The sequence below is a fragment of the Thermaurantiacus tibetensis genome, assembly GCF_015354055.1.
Classification (GTDB): domain Bacteria; phylum Pseudomonadota; class Alphaproteobacteria; order Sphingomonadales; family Sphingomonadaceae; genus Thermaurantiacus; species Thermaurantiacus tibetensis.
This window is the reverse complement of record NZ_JACHTM010000002.1, coordinates 17,841-34,983: the sequence shown is the minus strand read 5'-3', so window position 1 is coordinate 34,983 and position 17,143 is coordinate 17,841. Positions and strand designations below refer to the sequence as shown.

Below are 17,143 nucleotides of genomic sequence, written 5' to 3'. Positions count from 1 at the left end.
GCGGCCGCGCCAGCATGAGCGCGCCTCCTTGCGAGGCCCGATCCCCTGCCTTGTAGACGTTCGCACCATGGCGCCCCATATGTTGGGGGTGTGACAGGCGAATGAGAAAGGGGTGACGCTTGCGTGACAGCCGCGCGTCAGCCCTCGCCTTCGGCCTTCAGCGGGCGCGCCAGCAGGGCCTCGATCGCCTGCGCCGCCGTCATCCGCCCCTCGAGCAGGGCTGCCACGGCGGAACAGATCGGCATCTCCACCCCGAGCCTTGCCGCTTCCCGCGCCAGCACCGGGGCGGTTGCGACACCTTCGGCGACCGAAAGCCGCCCGGCGAGCGCGTCTGCCGCCGTCTCTCCCCGCCCAAGCGCCGCGCCGAGCGCCATGTTGCGCGACTGCAGGCTGCCGCAGGTCAGCACAAGGTCTCCGAGCCCCGAGAGCCCGGCAAGCGTCGCCGCCCGGCCGCCCCGGGCCACGGCGAAGCGTGTCATCTCGGCGAAGCCGCGCGCCACGAGGGCGGCGCGCGCGCTCTCCCCGAGGTCCGCGCCCACCACCACGCCGCAGGCGATGGCGAGGACGTTCTTGACCGCGCCACCAACCTCGGCACCGACGGGGTCGTCTCCGGCGTAGGGGCGCAACGCGGGCCGGGCGAGGCGGCGGGCAAGCTCGACCGCGTCTGCAAGGCGTTCGGCTGCAAGCGTCACGGCCGTCGGCTTGCCGGCCGCGACGTCGGCAGCGAAGCTCGGGCCCGAAAGCACGGCAAGCGGCACGCCCGGCGCCGCCTCGGCCGCGACCTCGGTCATGAGAAAGCCCGTCTCCGCCTCGATTCCCTTGGCGCAGAGAAGGAGCGCGGCAGAGGCGCGGCAGTCGAGGAGCCCGAGGATGCTGCGCACATGCTGCGCAGGAACCACCACCAGCCACGGCGCGCCGGCTGCCTCGCGGGCGATGGCGCCGAGATCGTGCGTGGCGCGGATGCCCGGGTGCAGCCGATGGCCGGGGAGGAAGAGCGGGTTTTCCCGCCGCGCGGAGATGGCGTCTGCCACCTCGCGCTCGCGTGCCCAGAGCAGCACGGGCGTGCCGTCGCCTGCGAGCACCTGGGCAAGCGCCGTGCCCCAGGCGCCCGCGCCGATGACCGCGATCACGCCTTCACGCCCGCCCGGCGCGAAGGCGCTGGAGCACCGGCTCGGCCTCGGCCGGCAGGCGCGTGTCGCCAATGGCCCGCGGGATCACTTCGTAATGGAGTTCCGGCGGATTCAGCGAGGCAAGCGCCTTGCCGGTGGCGACACCAAGCGCCACGATCCGATGCGGGGAAAGCGCCTCGCCCTGGGCTCGAACGCCCAAGGTCCACGCCCTGCGCCGCGCGGCGGCGGCTGGCGGGCGATTCTCTCGGGTGCGGAACGGCACCAGATTGATGAAGGCCGCGCGTGCCTCCGGCACCCCGGCTGCGCCGAGAACGGCCCGGATGACCGTTCGCCACAGGGCATGGCTCTTCTCCGCCTCGCGATAGACCCGGCTCATGCGCTCGAAGGCCGCAACGCGGGGCGTCCCCTCGATGGAATCGCGGAAGGCCCGAAAGGCTGCGTAGAGTTCGGCGTCGGTCGGATTGCCGGCGTATCGGTCACCCCCGCCGCCGGGAAAGTTGCCGACAAGAAGCAGGTCCCCCGACCAGTCTTCGCCGACCCAGCCCGGGGCGGCGGTCCCGACATTGTCCGGGTCGGAGATGGGCCGGTCGTCATGAGGGCCGAAGACCTCCTCTCGCGAGAGCGTGGCAACGCGATGAAAGGCGGTCACGATGGCATTCATGTCCCTGCTCATGCCGTCTCTCGTCCTCACGCCTTTACGCCCGCCCCGCGCACCGGCTCCGCGTCCGCGTCGAGCGGCCAGCGCGCGCGCGCCGGGGCATGAGGGTCATCGGCCAGCCCGGCCTGGCGCCGCTCGATCGCGGCCCAGGCCACCATGGCCGCGTTGTCGGTGCAGAGCGCCGGCGGCGGCACCACCAGCGGCAGGCCGTGCCGGGCGGCGAGCGCCTCCAGCGCCGCGCGGATGGCCGTGTTGGCCGCGACACCGCCTGCGGCGACGAGGGCGGTTGCGTCCGGCATGGCCGCAAGCGCCCGTGCCGTGCGGTCGACGAGGCAGTCGGTCACCGCCGCCTGGAAGCTCGCGGCAATGTCGGCGCGCGCGTGCCGGCGCTCGGCAACCGCCCGCAGCACCGCCGTCTTGAGGCCGGCGAAGCTGAAGTGCGGCTCGGCCGCGCCGACGAGGGGCCTGGGCAGGGGGACGGCCCGCGGATCCCCGGCGCGCGCGAGCCGCTCGACGGCCGGGCCGCCCGGAAAGCCGAGGCCGAGGAGCTTGCCCACCTTGTCGAAGGCCTCGCCGGCGGCGTCGTCGAGGGTGGTGGCAAGCCGCCGGTAGCGCCCTGCGCCTTCCACGGCGAGCAGCTGGCAGTGGCCGCCCGAGACCAGCAGGAGCAGGTAGGGGAAGGCAAGATCCGGCGCGACGAGCCGCGGCGAGAGCGCGTGCGCCTCGAGGTGGTTGACCGGTACGAAGGGCTTGCCTGCCGCGAACGCCAGCGCCTGGCCGGTCACCAGCCCCACCATGACCGCGCCGACGAGCCCGGGCCCGGCGGTGGCCGCGATCGCGTCCACCGCGCCGAGCGGCAGGCCGGCCTCGGCGAGGACCGCCTCGACCATGGGGGCCAGCCGCTCGACATGGGCGCGGGCGGCAAGCTCGGGCACCACCCCGCCAAAGGGGGCGTGCAGCTCCATCTGCGAGGCCACCCTGCTCGCAAGGATCCGCCGGTCCGCGCCGACGAGGGCGGCCGCCGTCTCGTCGCAGCTCGATTCGAGGCCGAGGACGATCACGCCCGGGCGTCTCCGGCCTCCTCACCCCCGGCGGCCGCCCCGCTCTCGCTGCCCTCCGGGGTGGCGGCGTCGTCGCCCTCCTCGTCGCTCTCGCGGATCCGCGCGGCCGAGACGACATGCTCGTCATCCGCCACCCGGAAGAGCGTCACCCCCATGGTGGCCCGCCCGGCGATGCGGATGTCCGAGACCCGCATGCGGATGAGCTTGCCCTGGTCGGTCACCAGCATGATCTGCTCGCTCTCCTCCACGGGAAAGCTCGCGACCACATGGCCGTTGCGGGCCGAGGTGTCGATGCCGACGATTCCCTTCCCGCCCCGGTTGGTGCGCCGGTACTCGTAGGCCGAGGAGCGCTTGCCGTAGCCGTTGGCCGTGATGGTGAGGATGAACTGCTCGCGCCGGCGCAGTTCCTCGAACCGCTCGGGGGAGAGGCCCTCGAGCGGCTTCGGGTCGGACTTCCAGGGCGCCGAGCGCAGATAGGCCTCGCGCTCCTCGGGGGTGGTGCCCACCCGGTTCAGGACCGAGACGGAGATCACCTCGTCTCCTTCCTCGAGGTCCATGCCGCGCACGCCCGTCGACGTGCGCGACTGGAACTCGCGCACGGCCGTGACCTCGAAGCGGATGACCTTGCCTGAGCGCGCGGCGAGCAGCACGTCCTGGCTTTCGTGGCAGAGCACCACGCCGACGAGGCGGTCGTCCGTGCCCTCGTCGAACCGGATGGCGATCTTGCCCGAGGAGGGAATGTTCGCGAAGGCGTCCATGCTGTTGCGCCGGACGAGCCCGCGCGCGGTTGCGAACATGACGTGGAGCCGGTTCCACTCCGCCTCGTCCTCCGGCAGCGGAAGGACGGTGGTGATCGTCTCCCCGGGGGAGAGCGGCAGGAGGTTGGCCATGGCCCGGCCGCGCGCCTGCGGCGAGCCTTCGGGGAGCCGCCAGACCTTGAGGCGATAGACCCTGCCGGCCGAGGAGAAGAACAGGACGGGCGCGTGGGTCGAGGCGACGAACAGCTCCGTCACCACGTCCTCCTCGCGGGTGGCCATGCCGGTTCGGCCCTTGCCCCCGCGCCGCTGCGCCCGGTAGGTCATGAGGTTGGTGCGCTTGATCCAGCCGGTCGCCGTCACCGTCACCACCATGTCCTCGCGGGCGATGAGGTCCTCGTCGTCGAGATCGTCGGCCTCGGCGATCTCGGTCCGCCGCGGCGTTGCGAAGGCCTCGCGCACGGCGCGGAGCTCGGACCGGATCACGTCGAGAAGACGCGCCCGGCTGCCCAGGATCGCGAGCAGATCGGCAATCCGGCCTGCGAGCGTCTTCAGCTCCCCGGCGATCTCGTCGCGGCCGAGCGCGGTCAGGCGGTTGAGGCGAAGGTCGAGGATGGCGCGCACCTGCGCGTCCGACAGCCGGTAGGTCGCGCCATCCAGCGCCTCGCCCTCCTGCTCGAGCTCGGCATCGTCGACAAGCCGGAGATAGGGGCGGATCGGCTCGGCCGGCCAGGCTCGGGCAAGGAGCGCCGCGCGCGCGTCCGCCGGGGTTGCGCTCGCGCGGATGGTCGCCACCACCTCGTCGAGGTTCTCGACAGCGACGACGAGGCCGAGGAGCAGGTGCGCCCGCTCGCGCGCGCGCGCGAGCTCGAAGCGCGAGCGCCGCGTCACCACCTCCTCGCGGAACTGGAGGAAGGCCTCGAGCAGGTCGCGGAGATTGAGCTGCTCGGGCCTTCCGCCTCTCAGCGCCAGCATGTTGACCGGGAAGGAGCCCTGCGCCGGGGTGTGCCGGTAGAGCTGGTTCACCACCACGTCCGGCACCGCCTCGCGCCGGAGGTCGAGCACGATCCTGACTCCCTCGCGGTTCGACTCGTCGCGAAGGTCCGCCACGCCCTCGATCCGCCGGTCCTTGACCGCCTCGGCGATCTTCTCGACGAGCGCCGCCTTGCCCTGCTGGAAGGGGATCTCGGTGATGACGACCCGGTTCGCGCCGCCTGCCGTCTCGTGGCCGACGCGCGCGCGCACCAGGATCGAGCCGCGACCGGTCGTCATCGCCTGGACGAGGCCGGAGGTCTTGAGGATGATCCCCCCGGTCGGGAAGTCGGGTGCCGGCACGTGGGCCATGAGGGCCTGGGCCGAGAGGCTGCGATCGTCGAGGAAGGCGAGCGCTGCGTCGACCACCTCGCCGAGGTTGTGCGGCGCAATGTTGGTCGCCATGCCGACCGCGATCCCGCCCGCACCGTTCACGAGGAGGTTCGGGATCCGGCTTGGAAGCACGGTCGGCTCCTGCTCCTGCCCGTCGTAGTTGGGCTGGAAGTCGACCGTGTCCTTGTCGAGGTCCTCGAGGAGGGCCATCGCCGCCGGCGAGAGCCGCGCCTCGGTGTAGCGCATGGCGGCCGGCGGATCCGGGTCCATGCTGCCGAAGTTGCCCTGGCCGTCGATGAGCGGCAGCCGCATCGACCAGTCCTGCGCCATGCGCGCGAGCGCGTCGTAGACGGCCGTGTCGCCGTGCGGGTGGTATTTCCCGATGACGTCGCCGACGATCCGGGCCGACTTGCGGTAGGGCCTGTCGGGGGTGAAGCCGTTCTCGAAGGCCGAGAAGAGGATGCGCCGGTGCACCGGCTTCAGGCCGTCGCGCACGTCAGGGAGCGCGCGCGCCACGATGACCGACATGGCATAGTCGAGGTAGGAGGCGCGCATCTCCTCGACGAGCGAGACGGGCGCAATGTCCCCGCCGGGCGCCGGCGGGACGGGAGCAACGGGGTCGGTCATTGCCAACCGGCTCTAGACCGTTCGGCGGCTGGCGCAAACGCCCCAGCGCGTGCGTCATCGTCCAGCTGTGTAAAATTTTCTGACAGCAGGCGCCGGGGAGCCAGGGCCGCGCCGAGAAGAATCAAGCACTTGTCCAAGCCAGAAGCTTGGCACGGAAATTGCACGTCGACCGGCTGCTGTCGCAGAAACGAAGGGGAGTCCATCATGCGCAAGCTTTCTGCTCTCACTCTGGCGCTTCTCGCCGCGCCCGCCTTCGCCACCTACCTGCCCGTCGGGCCACAGCTGAACGTGCCGCTTGCCACCGTCACCGGCGGCGGCTGGAGCCTCTGCTATTCCGCCACCATGGGCACGCCGTTCGGGTCGAGCGCAGCCGCCACGCTCGCCAACTGCGGCGCCGGCAGCCTCATCATGCTGGCCGGCCGCGAGACCGGCTCCAGCACGCTTCTCGTGCTGGCGCAGACCACCAAGGTCGACGCCTTCACCAACACGGGTGCCGCCGACAATGGCATCTTCACCACCTCCAACGGCGCCAACTGGTTCTATGCCGACAACTGGTCCTGGGGCTTCGCGCCTGCGGGTGGCGGCTTCCAGAAGCTTGAATGCAGCTTCACCCCGCCCAATGGCAGCATGTGCGTCCACACTTATGACTTCGTGGGCGGCTATTCGATCAATTCGATCGCCGGCCTCAACGGCTCCTCCGACTATGAGAAGCTCGTGTTCGTCTACACCGGCGGCGGTGGAGTCATCCCCGAGCCCGCCACCTGGGCCATGCTGATCGCGGGCTTCGGCCTCGTGGGGCTGGCGGCCCGGCGGCGTGCCACGGCCATCGCCTGAGCTACGCCTGATTCCAGAAAGGGGGCGGCGGTGGCAGCACCGCCGCCCCTTTGCGTTGGGCTGCCCGCTCGCTACATGCGGTGCTGCATCCCCCAGTCGAGCGAGCGCCCATGTCCCGCCAGTACAGCTTCGTCATGAAGGGTCTGACCAAGACCTACCCCGGTCAGCCCAAACCCATCCTCAACAACATTCACCTGCAGTTCTACCCCGACGCCAAGATCGCCATCATCGGCCCCAATGGCTCGGGCAAGTCCACCCTCATGAAGATCATGGCGGGACTTGACAAGGACTTCTCGGGCGAGGCGTGGCCGGCGGAAGGCATCCGCGTGGGCTACCTGCCGCAGGAGCCGCAGCTCGACCCCGCCAAGACCGTGCGCGAGAACGTGATGGACGGCGTGCGCGCGGTTGCCGACATGATCGACCGGTTCAATGCCATCTCGGCCGAGATGGCGGACCCGAAGGACGACACCGACTTCGACGCGCTCATGGCCGAGATGGGCGAGCTTCAGGAGAAGATCGACGCCGTCGACGGCTGGACCCTCGACAACCAGCTCGAGATCGCGATGGATGCGCTCCGCTGCCCGCCCGGCGACTGGCCCGTGACCAACCTCTCCGGCGGCGAGAAGCGGCGCGTTGCGCTCTGCCGCCTCCTCCTCGAAAAGCCCGACATCCTTCTTCTCGACGAGCCCACGAACCACCTCGACGCCGAGAGCGTCGCCTGGCTCGAGCAGCATCTGAAGGCCTACAAGGGCAACGTCATCCTCGTCACCCACGACCGCTACTTCCTCGACAACGTCGTCGGCTGGGTGCTCGAGCTCTACTACGGCCAGGGCATCCCCTTCGAAGGCAACTACTCCGCCTGGCTCGAGGCGAAGGAGAAGCGGGTCAAGCAGGAGCAGCGGGAGGAGGAGGCCCGCGCCAAGGCCATTGCCCGCGAGCTCGAGTGGATCCGCTCGAGCCCGCGCGCGCGGCAGGCGAAGTCGAAGGCCCGCATCACCGCGTTCGAGGAACTGGTGGCCAAGCAGGAGGTCCGCCGGCCCGGCGAGCGCGAGATCCTCATCCGCGTCCCCGAGCGTCTCGGCCAGGAGGTGATCGAGGCCAGGAACCTCACCAAGGCCTATGGCGACAAGCTCCTGTTCGAGAACCTCTCCTTCCGCCTCCCGCCGGGCGGGATCGTGGGCGTGATCGGCCCCAATGGTGCGGGCAAGACCACGCTCTTCCGCCTCATCACCGGCCAGGAACAGCCGGACTCTGGCACCATCACCATCGGCGAGACGGTGCGCCTCGGCTACGTCGACCAGAGCCGGGACCATCTCGACCCCAACAAGACGGTGTGGGAGGAGATCTCCGACGGCAACGACCGCTTCTACTTCGGCAAGGTCGAGGTGCCGACCCGCGCCTATGTCGGAGCCTTCGGCTTCAAGGGCGCGGACCAGCAGAAGAAGGTGGGCCAGCTCTCAGGCGGCGAGCGCAACCGGGTCCACATGGCGAAGATGCTGAAGGAGGGCGGCAACGTGCTCCTCCTCGACGAGCCCACCAACGACCTCGACGTCGAGACGCTGCGCGCGCTCGAGGAAGCGCTCGAGAACTTCGCCGGCTGCGCGGTCGTCATCTCCCACGACCGCTTCTTCCTCGACCGGCTCGCCACCCACATCCTCGCCTTCGAGGGGAACAGCCACGTCGAGTGGTTCGAGGGCAATTTCCAGATGTACGAGGAGGACAAGCGCCGCCGCCTCGGCGACGCGGCCGACCGCCCCCACCGGCTGCAGTACAAGCGCCTGACGCGGGCCTGAGCGGCCCGGGCGGCGCGCGCAAGGCCGTTCGCCGCCGGGAGCGCAGAGCCCGCGGCGGACCGGGCGGGAAGGGCTCACCCGGCGCACCGGTGCTCGGCCGCCGGCCTTGCCTCCCGCCGCCATCACCCGGCACCGTGCGTTGACGGCCCCGTCCCTCAGGCCGCGAGCTTCCTCAGCACGAACGGCAGGATCCCTCCGGCGTAGAAATAGTCGATCTCGTTTGCCGTATCGATCCGGCAGAGCGTCTCGAACCGCCCTTCGCTGCCGTCCGGCCGGCGGAACTGCACGGCAAGCGTCTGCCGCGGCGCAAGCGCGCCGAGCCCGGTGATCGTGAAGATCTCGTCGCCCCTGAGGCCGAGCGCATCGGCGCCCTCGCCGTCCAGGAACTGGAGCGGCAGTACCCCCATGCCGACCAGGTTCGACCGGTGGATCCGCTCGAAGCTCTGGGCGATGACCGCCCGCACGCCGAGGAGCCGGGTGCCCTTCGCAGCCCAGTCGCGGCTGGAGCCCGTGCCATACTCCCGGCCCGCCAGGATCACGAGCGGCGTGCCCTCGTCCCGATAGCGCATCGCCGCGTCGTAGATCGGCATCACCTCGCCGCTCGGGAAATGGGTGGTGAAGCCGCCTTCGGTGCCGGGCGCCACGCGGTTGCGGATGCGGATGTTGGCGAAGGTGCCGCGCATCATCACCTCGTGGTTGCCGCGCCGGGCGCCATAGCTGTTGAACTGGTCGCGGCTCACCTGCCGCTCGAGGAGGTAGCGCCCGGCCGGGCTGTCGGCCTTGATCGAGCCGGCCGGCGAGATGTGGTCGGTCGTGATGCTGTCGCCGAGGAAAGCGAGGACCCGCGCGCCGACGATGTCGGCAACCGGCTCGGGGACCATCGTCATGCCCTCGAAGTAGGGCGGGTTGCGCACGTAGGTGGAGGAAGGGTTCCACTGGTAGGTGTTCCCGCCGGTCACCGCGATGCCCTGCCAGTGCGCGTCGCCGGCAAACACGTTGGCGTAGCGCCGGCGGAACATCTCCGGCGTCACTGCCCCCGCCACCATCTCGGCCACCTCGGCGTTCGTCGGCCAGATGTCCTTGAGATACACCTCGCGCCCGCCGTCGGTCGTGCCGATGGGGGTCTCGACGATGTCGGTGCGGATCTCGCCCTTGAGCGCATAGGCGACGACGAGCGGCGGCGAGGCGAGGTAGTTGGCCTTGACGTCGGGGCTCACCCGGCCCTCGAAGTTGCGGTTGCCCGACAGCACCGAGGCCACCACCAGATCATGGGCGTTGATCGCCTGCGAGATGGGCGCGGGCAGCGGCCCGGAGTTCCCGATGCAGGTGGTGCAGCCATAGCCGACCAGGTTGAAGCCGATGGCGTCCATGTCGGCGGTGAGGCCCGACCGGTCGAAATAGTCGGTGACCACCTGCGAGCCGGGCGCGAAGCTCGTCTTGACCCAGGGCTTCGGCTTCAGGCCGAGCGCGCGGGCCTTCCGCGCGACGAGCCCGGCGGCGACCAGAACATTGGGGTTCGAGGTGTTGGTGCACGACGTGATGGCGGCGATCACCACGTCTCCGTGGCCGAGATCGTGGTTCGCGCCTTCGACCGGGACCCGCTTCCCTTCCTCGCCGGCTTTCCCGTAGCCGCCGGCAAGCTCCGCCATGAAGCTCTCGTCCACCTGGCCGAGCGGCACCCGGTCCTGCGGCCGGCGCGGGCCGGCAAGCGACGGCTCGACACGGCCGAGGTCGAGCTCGAGAAGCTCGGTGAAGACGGGGTCGGGCGTCGCCGCGTCGCGCCAGAGCCCCTGCGCCTTCGCATAGGCCTCGGCGAGCGCGACCCGGTGATCGTCGCGACCGGTGAAGCGCAGGTAGGCGATGGTCGTCGCATCCACGGGGAAGAAGCCGCAGGTGGCGCCGTATTCGGGGGCCATGTTGGCGATGGTGGCGCGGTCGGCGAGGCTGAGCGACTCGAGTCCCGGCCCGCAGAACTCGACGAACTTGCCCACCACGCCCTTCTTCCTCAGCATCTGGGTGACCGTGAGCACGAGGTCGGTGGCCGTCACGCCCTCGGCGAGCTCGCCGACGAGCCTGACGCCCACCACCTCGGGGATCAGCATCGAGACCGGCTGGCCCAGCATCGCCGCTTCCGCCTCGATCCCGCCGACCCCCCAGCCGAGCACCCCGAGCCCGTTCACCATGGTCGTGTGGCTGTCGGTGCCGACCAGCGTGTCGGGGTAGACGAACGGGGCGCCGTCCGGCCCATCGGAGACCCAGGCCACCTGCGCCAGATACTCGAGGTTCACCTGGTGACAGATGCCGGTACCGGGCGGGACGACCCGGAAGTTCCGGAGCGCCTCCTGACCCCAGCGCAGGAATTGGTAGCGCTCGTGGTTCCGGGCATATTCGAGCTCGACGTTGCGGGCGAAGGCCTGCGGGTTGCCGAAGTCGTCCACCATGACGCTGTGGTCGATGACGAGATCGACCGGAACCAGCGGGTTGATCCGCTGCGGGTCGCCACCGAGCCGGGCGATCGCATCGCGCATGGCGGCAAGGTCCACGACAGCGGGCACGCCGGTGAAGTCCTGCATGAGGACACGCGCCGGGCGGAACTGGATCTCCCGTTCCGCGCCCGTGCCGCCGCGCCAGCCCGCGAGCGCCTCGATGTCGGCGACCGAGACGGTCGTGCCGCCATCCTCGAAGCGCAGCAGGTTCTCCAGCAGCACCTTGAGGGAGAAGGGCAGGCGGGAGATGTCGCCCAAGCGCTCCGCGGCCTTCGCCAGGCTGAAGTAGCCATACCCACGGCCGTCAACCTCGAGGGTCGCCCGCGTGCCAAGCGTGTCCATGCCCAGTGCCGTCATGCCGCTCTCCCGCTCCTGTCCGTCCGAGCCCTAGGGCGCGCGAGAATCCCCTGCAAGGCAATCAAGCTCGCACCTCCCATGCCGTTAGGAAGGGGCGGGGGGCGGGGCGGCAGGAGCGGGCGGCGTGGACCAGGCAGTGCGGTTCGACGGGCGGGCGGAGCTCGAGGACGCGGACTCCGGCGATCTCGGCCACCCCGACCTCGCCCTCTACGACGCTGCACGCCAGATTTTCGTCGAGACCGGCCTGTCCCCCGAGCCACCCGTCTACGAGGTGATCTGGCTGCACCTTCGGGGCGAGGATGCCGCACTCAGCCGTGACGTCGAGCGCGCGATGGAGGCGGGGCGGCTCACCCGCGCGACCGTCCTTGATCTGCGCAAGAGCCATCTCGGCGAGATCGCCGCCGGCGAGATGCACGACATGGTGGCTGCCGCCCACGGCGCGGCCCAGAAGCTGGCGGAACGGCTGGAAAGCGGCCGCGACGAGATCGCGCGCCATGACCGCGTGATCCTCGCCGAGGATGACCTGCTCGCCGCCGGCAGCATCTCGCCCGCCGAGATCCTCGCCTGCATCAAGCGCCTGCGCGCCGCGAACGCGCGGGTGCTCGCGGCCAACCGGAGGCTGGAGGCCGATCTGGAGCATGTCAGCCGGGAGAATTCCCTGCTTCTCGAGCGCCTGGAGACTGCCGAGCGCAAGGCCAAGACCGATCCGCTGACCGGTCTCCTCAACCGCCGCGGCATGATCGAAGCGCTCCAGCAGGCGCTCGCCGCCGCCCAGGCCTCCGGCGCCCCGCTCTCGGTTGCCCTCATCGACATCGACCACTTCAAGCAGATCAACGACCAGTGGGGCCACGCCATCGGCGACGAGGTGCTGCGCTACCTCGGCAGCTTCCTCACCCACTGCCTCAAGAAGGCCGACGGGGGCATGGCCGGCCGCTTCGGCGGGGAGGAGTTCGTCCTCATCCTCCCCGGCGTGGCGCTGGCTGCCGCCTGCAAGGCGGTCGACTCCATCCGCGCCGCGCTCGCCCGCCAGGTGATGCGCCGTGCCTCCGACGGCGCCCGGCTCGGCAAGGTCGCCTTCTCTGCCGGCGTCGCCCAGGCCCGGCCCGGGGACACGGTGGAGCTGCTGCTCGACCGCGCCGATGCCGCCGTCTACACCGCCAAGCGCGCCGGCCGCGACCGCGTGCTGCCCGAACGCGCCGAGCTCCACTGATCTCGACCCCGGCCGGGGCGTGACAGCGTCGCCTTGACTTCGCAGTGGCCTGCGGCATGGCGCGGGCCATCCGGGCGCGATGCGCGGCCGCCGACAGGGGGCGACAGGGGGAAGGCCGATGACCGTTCCGCAACGCACCTCCTTCCTGCCCGTGGCCTCCGACACCCCCAGTGAAGCCGCGCCCCGTCGCCTCTCCGACCGGCTCGCAACGCTCGCCTTCGGCGCAGTCCAGTGGCCCTGGCTGCTCCGCAGCCTCTCCGGCGGCCCGACCGCCGCCCGACAGGAGCTCCTTGCCCTCCTCGAGCTGTCCGAGACCGCCCTCCCGCCGCTCGGCAGCTGGAAAGCCGATGCCTTCTTCCTGCGCATGCTGGCCGAGCACATCCGCGCCCATCGCCCCGACGTCGTCGTCGAGCTCGGCGCCGGCACCACCAGCTTCGTTGCCGCCCGCGCGCTCGCCCTCTGGGGCCGCGGCACCCTCGTCTCCTTCGACCAGCACGCGCCGTTCGTGGCCAGTGTCAGGGACTGGCTCGCGAGCCATGATCTTGCCGCCGACCTCCGCGTCGCGCCGCTCGGGCCGCCGCCGCCGGGCTGGCCGGGCGCCTGGTACACGCTCTCCAGTCTTCCCGAGCGGATCGATCTCCTTCTCGTCGACGGGCCGCCCTGGACCGTTCACCCGCTGGCCCGAGGTGCGGCCGAGACGCTCTTCGACCGCATTCCGGTTGGCGGTGTCGTCATGCTCGACGACGCCGCCCGGCCGGGCGAGCGGCTGGTTGCCGCGCGGTGGAAGAGCCGCTGGCCGCAGTTCCGCTTCCGCTTCGTGCCCGGCGGCACGAAGGGAACGCTCGTGGGCATGCGTCTCGCCTGAGCCGGCGCTCAGCGCCGGCCGAACACCCGCTCGAAGATGGCGTCCACCCTGGCAATGTGCGGCTCGAGAGCGAAGAGCCGGTCGAGCATCTCGGGCGAGAGCCGGGCCGCGACTTCGGGGTCGGCCTCGAGGAGCGCGCGGAAGGAAAGCGCGCCGTCCGCTTCCCACACCTTCATCGCGTTGCGCTGGACGGCGGCATAGGCCTGCTCGCGCGTCATCCCCGCCTGGGTCAGCGCGAGGAGCACCTGCTGCGAATGAATGAGCCCGCCCGTGCGCGCGAGGTTCCGCGCCATCCGCTCGGGGTAGACGACGAGCCGCTCGACGAGGCCGGTGAGCCGCGCGAGCGCGAAGTCGAGGTGGACCGTCGAATCGGGCGCGATCCCGCGCTCGACCGAAGAGTGGGAGATGTCCCGCTCGTGCCAGAGCGCAACGTTCTCGAGCGCCGGCATGACGGCCGAGCGGACCAGCCGGGCAAGGCCGGTCAGATTCTCCGAGAGCACCGGGTTGCGCTTGTGCGGCATCGCCGACGAGCCCTTCTGGCCGGGCGCGAACCATTCCTCCGCCTCCAGCACCTCGGTGCGCTGGAGGTGGCGGATCTCGGTGGCCAGCCGCTCGACCGAGGAGGCGATGAGGGCCAGCGTTGCGAAGAACATGGCGTGGCGGTCGCGCGGGATGACCTGGGTCGAGACAGGCTCGACCGCAAGCCCGAGCTTCTGCGCGACATGCGCCTCCACCCCGATCGGCAGGTGCGCGAAGGTGCCGACCGCGCCCGAGATGGCGCAGGTGGCCACGTCTGCCCGCGCGGCGACCAGCCGGGCGCGGGCGCGCTGGAACTCGGCGTGGAACCCGGCGAGCTTCAGGCCGAAGCTGGTCGGCTCGGCGTGGATCCCGTGGCTGCGCCCGATGGTGGGCGTGTGCTTGTGCTCGAAGGCGCGCGCCTCGAGCGCGGCAAGGAGCGAGTCGAGGTCGGCAAGCAGCAGGTCGCTCGCGCGGGCGAGCTGCACGGCAAGCGCGGTGTCCAGCACGTCGGAGGAGGTCATGCCCTGGTGCATGAACCGCGCCTCCGGCCCGATCTGCCGCTCGACCCAGGTGAGGAAGGCGATGACGTCGTGGCGGGTCTCGGCCTCGATGGCGTCGATCGCGGCGACGTCGATGGCGGGGTTCGAGGCCCACCAGCGCCAGGCCGCCTCGGCCGCGCTCCGCGGGACGAGGCCGTGGTCCGCCATCGCGTCGAGCGCGTGCGCCTCGATCTCGAACCAGATCCGGTAGCGCGTCTCGGGCGACCAGATGGCCGCCATCTCGGGCCTCGTGTAGCGGGGGATCATGCCCGCCGCCGCTAGAGGCGGGTCAGGCGATCTGCAACCGGTTGCTGCCGGCCGAGACGCGCGCCTGCGCCCGCGAGGCGAGCTTCGGCGCGCGCGCCGTCACGGGTGCCGTGAAGCGCCATTCGGCGACCGCCTCGCGTGGCGTCAGCGTCACGAGGGTGTAGCCGCGCTGGGAGGTCTCGCACCAGCGCAGGCCGGGGTTGGCCGCCATGAGCGCCTTGCCGAGCTCGCTTGGCGCGACGCCCGCAAGGTAGCTTTCGAACCCGGGCGAGCTCACCGACTGCGTCGCGAACTCCACGCCCGCCGGGCGGGAGTCGTTCACGAGATCGAAGGCCCAGGCATTGTGGCTGTCGCCGGCCAGCACGACCAGGTTCGCGCCCACCTTCTGCGCAGCCGCGAGCAGCCGGGCCCGCGCCGCCGGGTAGCCATCCCACGCGTCCATGTTGAGCGGCAGGCCAACCCGCGCCGCGGCCGCCCCCGCCTGCATCAGCGCCTTCAGACGACCGTCCGGATCGGGCGGCATGAGGGCGGCGGCATCGGCCGGTGCGCGCAGGTTCCCCATGATGACCTGCTGCGCAAGCACCTGCCAGCGCGCGCCCCGGCGCGCAGCCTCCTCCATCTCGCGGAACAGCCACGCCTCCTGCGCGGTGCCAAGAAGCTGGCGGTTGCCGGCAAGCCACTGCTCGTCGCGGAAGCGGACGAGCGCGGCGCCCATGTCGGTCGCGCCCTTGAGCGCCTCGGTCAGCGACAGCTGCCGGTCGCGCCCCTCGACACGCGTGTCGAGCCGCAAGAGTGTCGCCAGCCGGCCGATGTCGTAGCGGGCATAAGCCGCATCCGAGACCGGCAGCCACTCGCGGTAGGCCTTCCGCGCGGCGGCGAGGCGCGCGGCCCAGGGGCCCTGGCTCTGCGGCCGGTGGTTCTCCGCGCCGTCGCGCCAGGCGTCGTTGGCCACCTCGTGGTCGTCCCAGGTGGTCACCGACGGGAAGAGCGCATGAAGCGCCTGAAGGTCCGGGTCGGCACGGTAGCTCGCGTAGCGCGCGCGGTAGTCCTCGAGTGTCACCGTCTCGCCCGCGGGCTCGATCAGCCGGCCCGGCACGGCTGCCTTCGCCTCCGGATAGATGCCGCGGGCATATTCGTAGATGTAGTCGCCGACATGGACGACGAGGTCGATGTCGTCGGCGGCAACCGCATGGCCGTAGCCGTTGAACCAGCCATAGGGGAGGTTCGAGCAGGAGAAGAGGCCGATGCGGAAGAGCGGGGCGTCGCCCTCGGGAAGCGTGCGCGTGCGGCCCACCATGGACCGCGCCTTCGCCGGCCCCGTCCAGCGGTAATAGTAGGTGGTGCCGGGCGCGAGGCCCTCGACCGCGGTCTTGGCGCACCAGTCGTTCGCCGGGTCGGCCACCGCGCGCGCCCGGGCGACCGGCCGGGTCATGCGCGGGCTCGTCGAGACCTCGAGCTCGAGCTCCTCGGGCCGGTCGGCGGTGCCGACGAATCGGGTCCAGAAGAGCATCGACCGCGGCCCCGGCTCGCCCGAGGCAACGCCATGGGTGAAGCCCGCAAGCGGCGCTGCGAAGAGACGCCGGGGCAGGACGAGGCCGGCGCCGGCGCCGGCAAGCAGGGTGCGGCGGTCAAGGAGAAGGTGCGTCATGCCGCCTCCCTGCCGCGCAAAGGTTGCAGATGTGCGACTCCCCGGGCAGGGCGGGGCCATGCCGCGCGCCCCTGCCAAGGCCGACCTGCCGACGAAGACCTGCGCGCACTGCGGGCGCCCCTTCGCATGGCGCAAGAAATGGTCGCGCGACTGGGAGCAGGTGCGCTACTGTTCGGACGCGTGCCGGCGGAAGGTGCCGGCACTTGCGAAGCGGGAGGACGAGCCATGGCAACGCAGCTGAAGACGCCGGAGGATGTGCGCGCGCGCGTCTCGGAGGAGGAGTGGAAGCTCCGGGTGGAGCTTGCCTGCGCCTACCGGCTGGTCGCCCACTATGGCTGGGACGACCTCATCTTCACCCACCTCTCGGTGCGGGTGCCCGGCCCGGAGCACCATTTCCTCATCAACCCCTACAACCTCATGTTCGACGAGATCACCGCCTCCTCCCTCGTCAAGATCGACGTGGAGGGGAACCCGGTGATGGAGACGCCCTACATGACCAACCCGGCGGGCTTCACCATCCACTCCGCGATCCACATGTCGCGCGAGGATGCGCACGCCGTGCTCCACCTCCACACGCCCCACGGCCAGGCCGTCGCCGCCATGGCCGACGGGCTGATGCCCCTGACGCAGACGGCGCTCCTTGTCCGGGAGGATGTCGCCTACCACGACTACGAGGGGGTCGCGACCGACCTCGACGAGCGCGAGCGCCTCGTCGCCGACCTCGGCACGAAGAACGCCATGATCCTCAGGAACCACGGCACGCTGACGGTGGGGGCAACCGTGGGCCAGGCGTTCCTGCGCATGTATCTCCTCGAGCGCGCGTGCCAGGCGCAGGTGCTGGCGCTTGCCGGCGGCGCCGAACTGGTGAGCCGCCCGCCCCAGGGCACGCCCGAGAAGGTGGCAGGCCAGGTGAGCCGCGGCATGGAGGTCATCTCCGACATGCTTGCCTGGCCGGCCCTCATGCGGAAGATGGACCGGCTGGACCCCTCCTACCGCAGCTGAGGCCAGACGCGGCTCCGGCGGCACGCG

The 17,143-nt window shown here is 71.1% G+C and carries 13 protein-coding genes; 6 read left to right on the top strand and 7 right to left on the bottom strand.

The genetic code is table 11. The features are described from left to right. Positions 1-137: 137 nt before the first annotated feature. The 4 genes from H3H34_RS04765 to gyrA are packed head-to-tail and all read right to left on the bottom strand — an operon-like array spanning position 138 to position 5,596. A complete protein-coding gene (locus tag H3H34_RS04765) occupies positions 138-1,130 on the bottom strand; it encodes an NAD(P)H-dependent glycerol-3-phosphate dehydrogenase (protein WP_194744154.1) in 993 nt (330 codons plus the stop codon). A 4-nt stretch (positions 1,131-1,134) separates the two neighbouring features. After that, positions 1,135-1,803 carry a hypothetical protein gene (locus H3H34_RS04760; protein ID WP_194744153.1) on the bottom strand — a complete coding sequence of 223 codons (669 nt, stop codon included), beginning with the start codon at positions 1,801-1,803 and terminating at the stop codon, positions 1,135-1,137. A 14-nt stretch (positions 1,804-1,817) separates the two neighbouring features. Then, the gene (tsaD, locus tag H3H34_RS04755) at positions 1,818-2,849 is read right to left on the bottom strand and encodes a tRNA (adenosine(37)-N6)-threonylcarbamoyltransferase complex transferase subunit TsaD (RefSeq protein WP_194744152.1); all 1,032 of its coding nucleotides are present in this window, start codon (positions 2,847-2,849) and stop codon (positions 1,818-1,820) included. Further along, on the bottom strand, positions 2,846-5,596 hold the full coding sequence (gene gyrA, locus H3H34_RS04750) for a DNA gyrase subunit A (RefSeq protein WP_194744151.1): 2,751 nt from the start codon (positions 5,594-5,596) through the stop codon (positions 2,846-2,848). Before gyrA ends, tsaD begins: the two co-directional genes overlap by 4 nt. A gap of 204 nt (positions 5,597-5,800) precedes the next feature. On the opposite strand from gyrA, the gene H3H34_RS13550 reads away from it, so the two are divergent. Beyond that, entirely contained in the window at positions 5,801-6,430 is a 630-nt protein-coding gene (locus tag H3H34_RS13550) for a PEPxxWA-CTERM sorting domain-containing protein (RefSeq protein WP_235945422.1), read from the top strand. 110 nt (positions 6,431-6,540) lie between these two features. Beyond that, a complete protein-coding gene (gene ettA / locus H3H34_RS04740; RefSeq protein WP_194744150.1) occupies positions 6,541-8,223 on the top strand; it encodes an energy-dependent translational throttle protein EttA in 1,683 nt (560 codons plus the stop codon). 155 nt (positions 8,224-8,378) lie between these two features. On the opposite strand, the gene acnA is transcribed toward ettA, so the two are convergent. After that, a complete protein-coding gene (gene acnA / locus H3H34_RS04735; protein ID WP_194744149.1) occupies positions 8,379-11,066 on the bottom strand; it encodes an aconitate hydratase AcnA in 2,688 nt (895 codons plus the stop codon). A 124-nt stretch (positions 11,067-11,190) separates the two neighbouring features. Here acnA and H3H34_RS13840 point away from each other — a divergent pair, with 124 nt between their 5' ends. Both H3H34_RS13840 and H3H34_RS04725 read left to right on the top strand, forming a co-directional pair. After that, positions 11,191-12,276: a GGDEF domain-containing protein gene (locus H3H34_RS13840; RefSeq protein ID WP_194744148.1), complete on the top strand. Its 1,086-nt coding sequence runs from the start codon at positions 11,191-11,193 to the stop codon at positions 12,274-12,276. Between the two features lie 118 nt (positions 12,277-12,394). After that, positions 12,395-13,141 (top strand): class I SAM-dependent methyltransferase, encoded by a 747-nt coding sequence (locus H3H34_RS04725; RefSeq protein WP_194744147.1) that lies wholly within the window; start codon positions 12,395-12,397, stop codon positions 13,139-13,141. 8 nt (positions 13,142-13,149) lie between these two features. On the opposite strand, the gene purB is transcribed toward H3H34_RS04725, so the two are convergent. Both purB and H3H34_RS04715 read right to left on the bottom strand, forming a co-directional pair. Further along, complete coding sequence (gene purB, locus H3H34_RS04720; RefSeq protein WP_194744146.1) at positions 13,150-14,466, bottom strand: adenylosuccinate lyase; 1,317 nt, start codon at positions 14,464-14,466, stop codon at positions 13,150-13,152. Positions 14,467-14,488: 22 nt separating this feature from the next. Continuing rightward, the gene (locus H3H34_RS04715) at positions 14,489-16,114 is read right to left on the bottom strand and encodes an alkaline phosphatase D family protein (protein WP_194744145.1); all 1,626 of its coding nucleotides are present in this window, start codon (positions 16,112-16,114) and stop codon (positions 14,489-14,491) included. A gap of 58 nt (positions 16,115-16,172) precedes the next feature. Between H3H34_RS04715 and H3H34_RS04710 the strand changes: the two genes are divergently transcribed. Both H3H34_RS04710 and H3H34_RS04705 read left to right on the top strand, forming a co-directional pair. Next, positions 16,173-16,355, top strand: a complete 183-nt coding sequence (locus H3H34_RS04710) for a DUF2256 domain-containing protein (RefSeq protein WP_194744144.1) — start codon at positions 16,173-16,175, stop codon at positions 16,353-16,355. Then, a complete protein-coding gene (locus H3H34_RS04705; protein WP_194744143.1) occupies positions 16,340-17,116 on the top strand; it encodes a class II aldolase/adducin family protein in 777 nt (258 codons plus the stop codon). The genes H3H34_RS04710 and H3H34_RS04705 overlap by 16 nt, the downstream gene beginning before the upstream one ends. Positions 17,117-17,143: the final 27 nt, after the last annotated feature.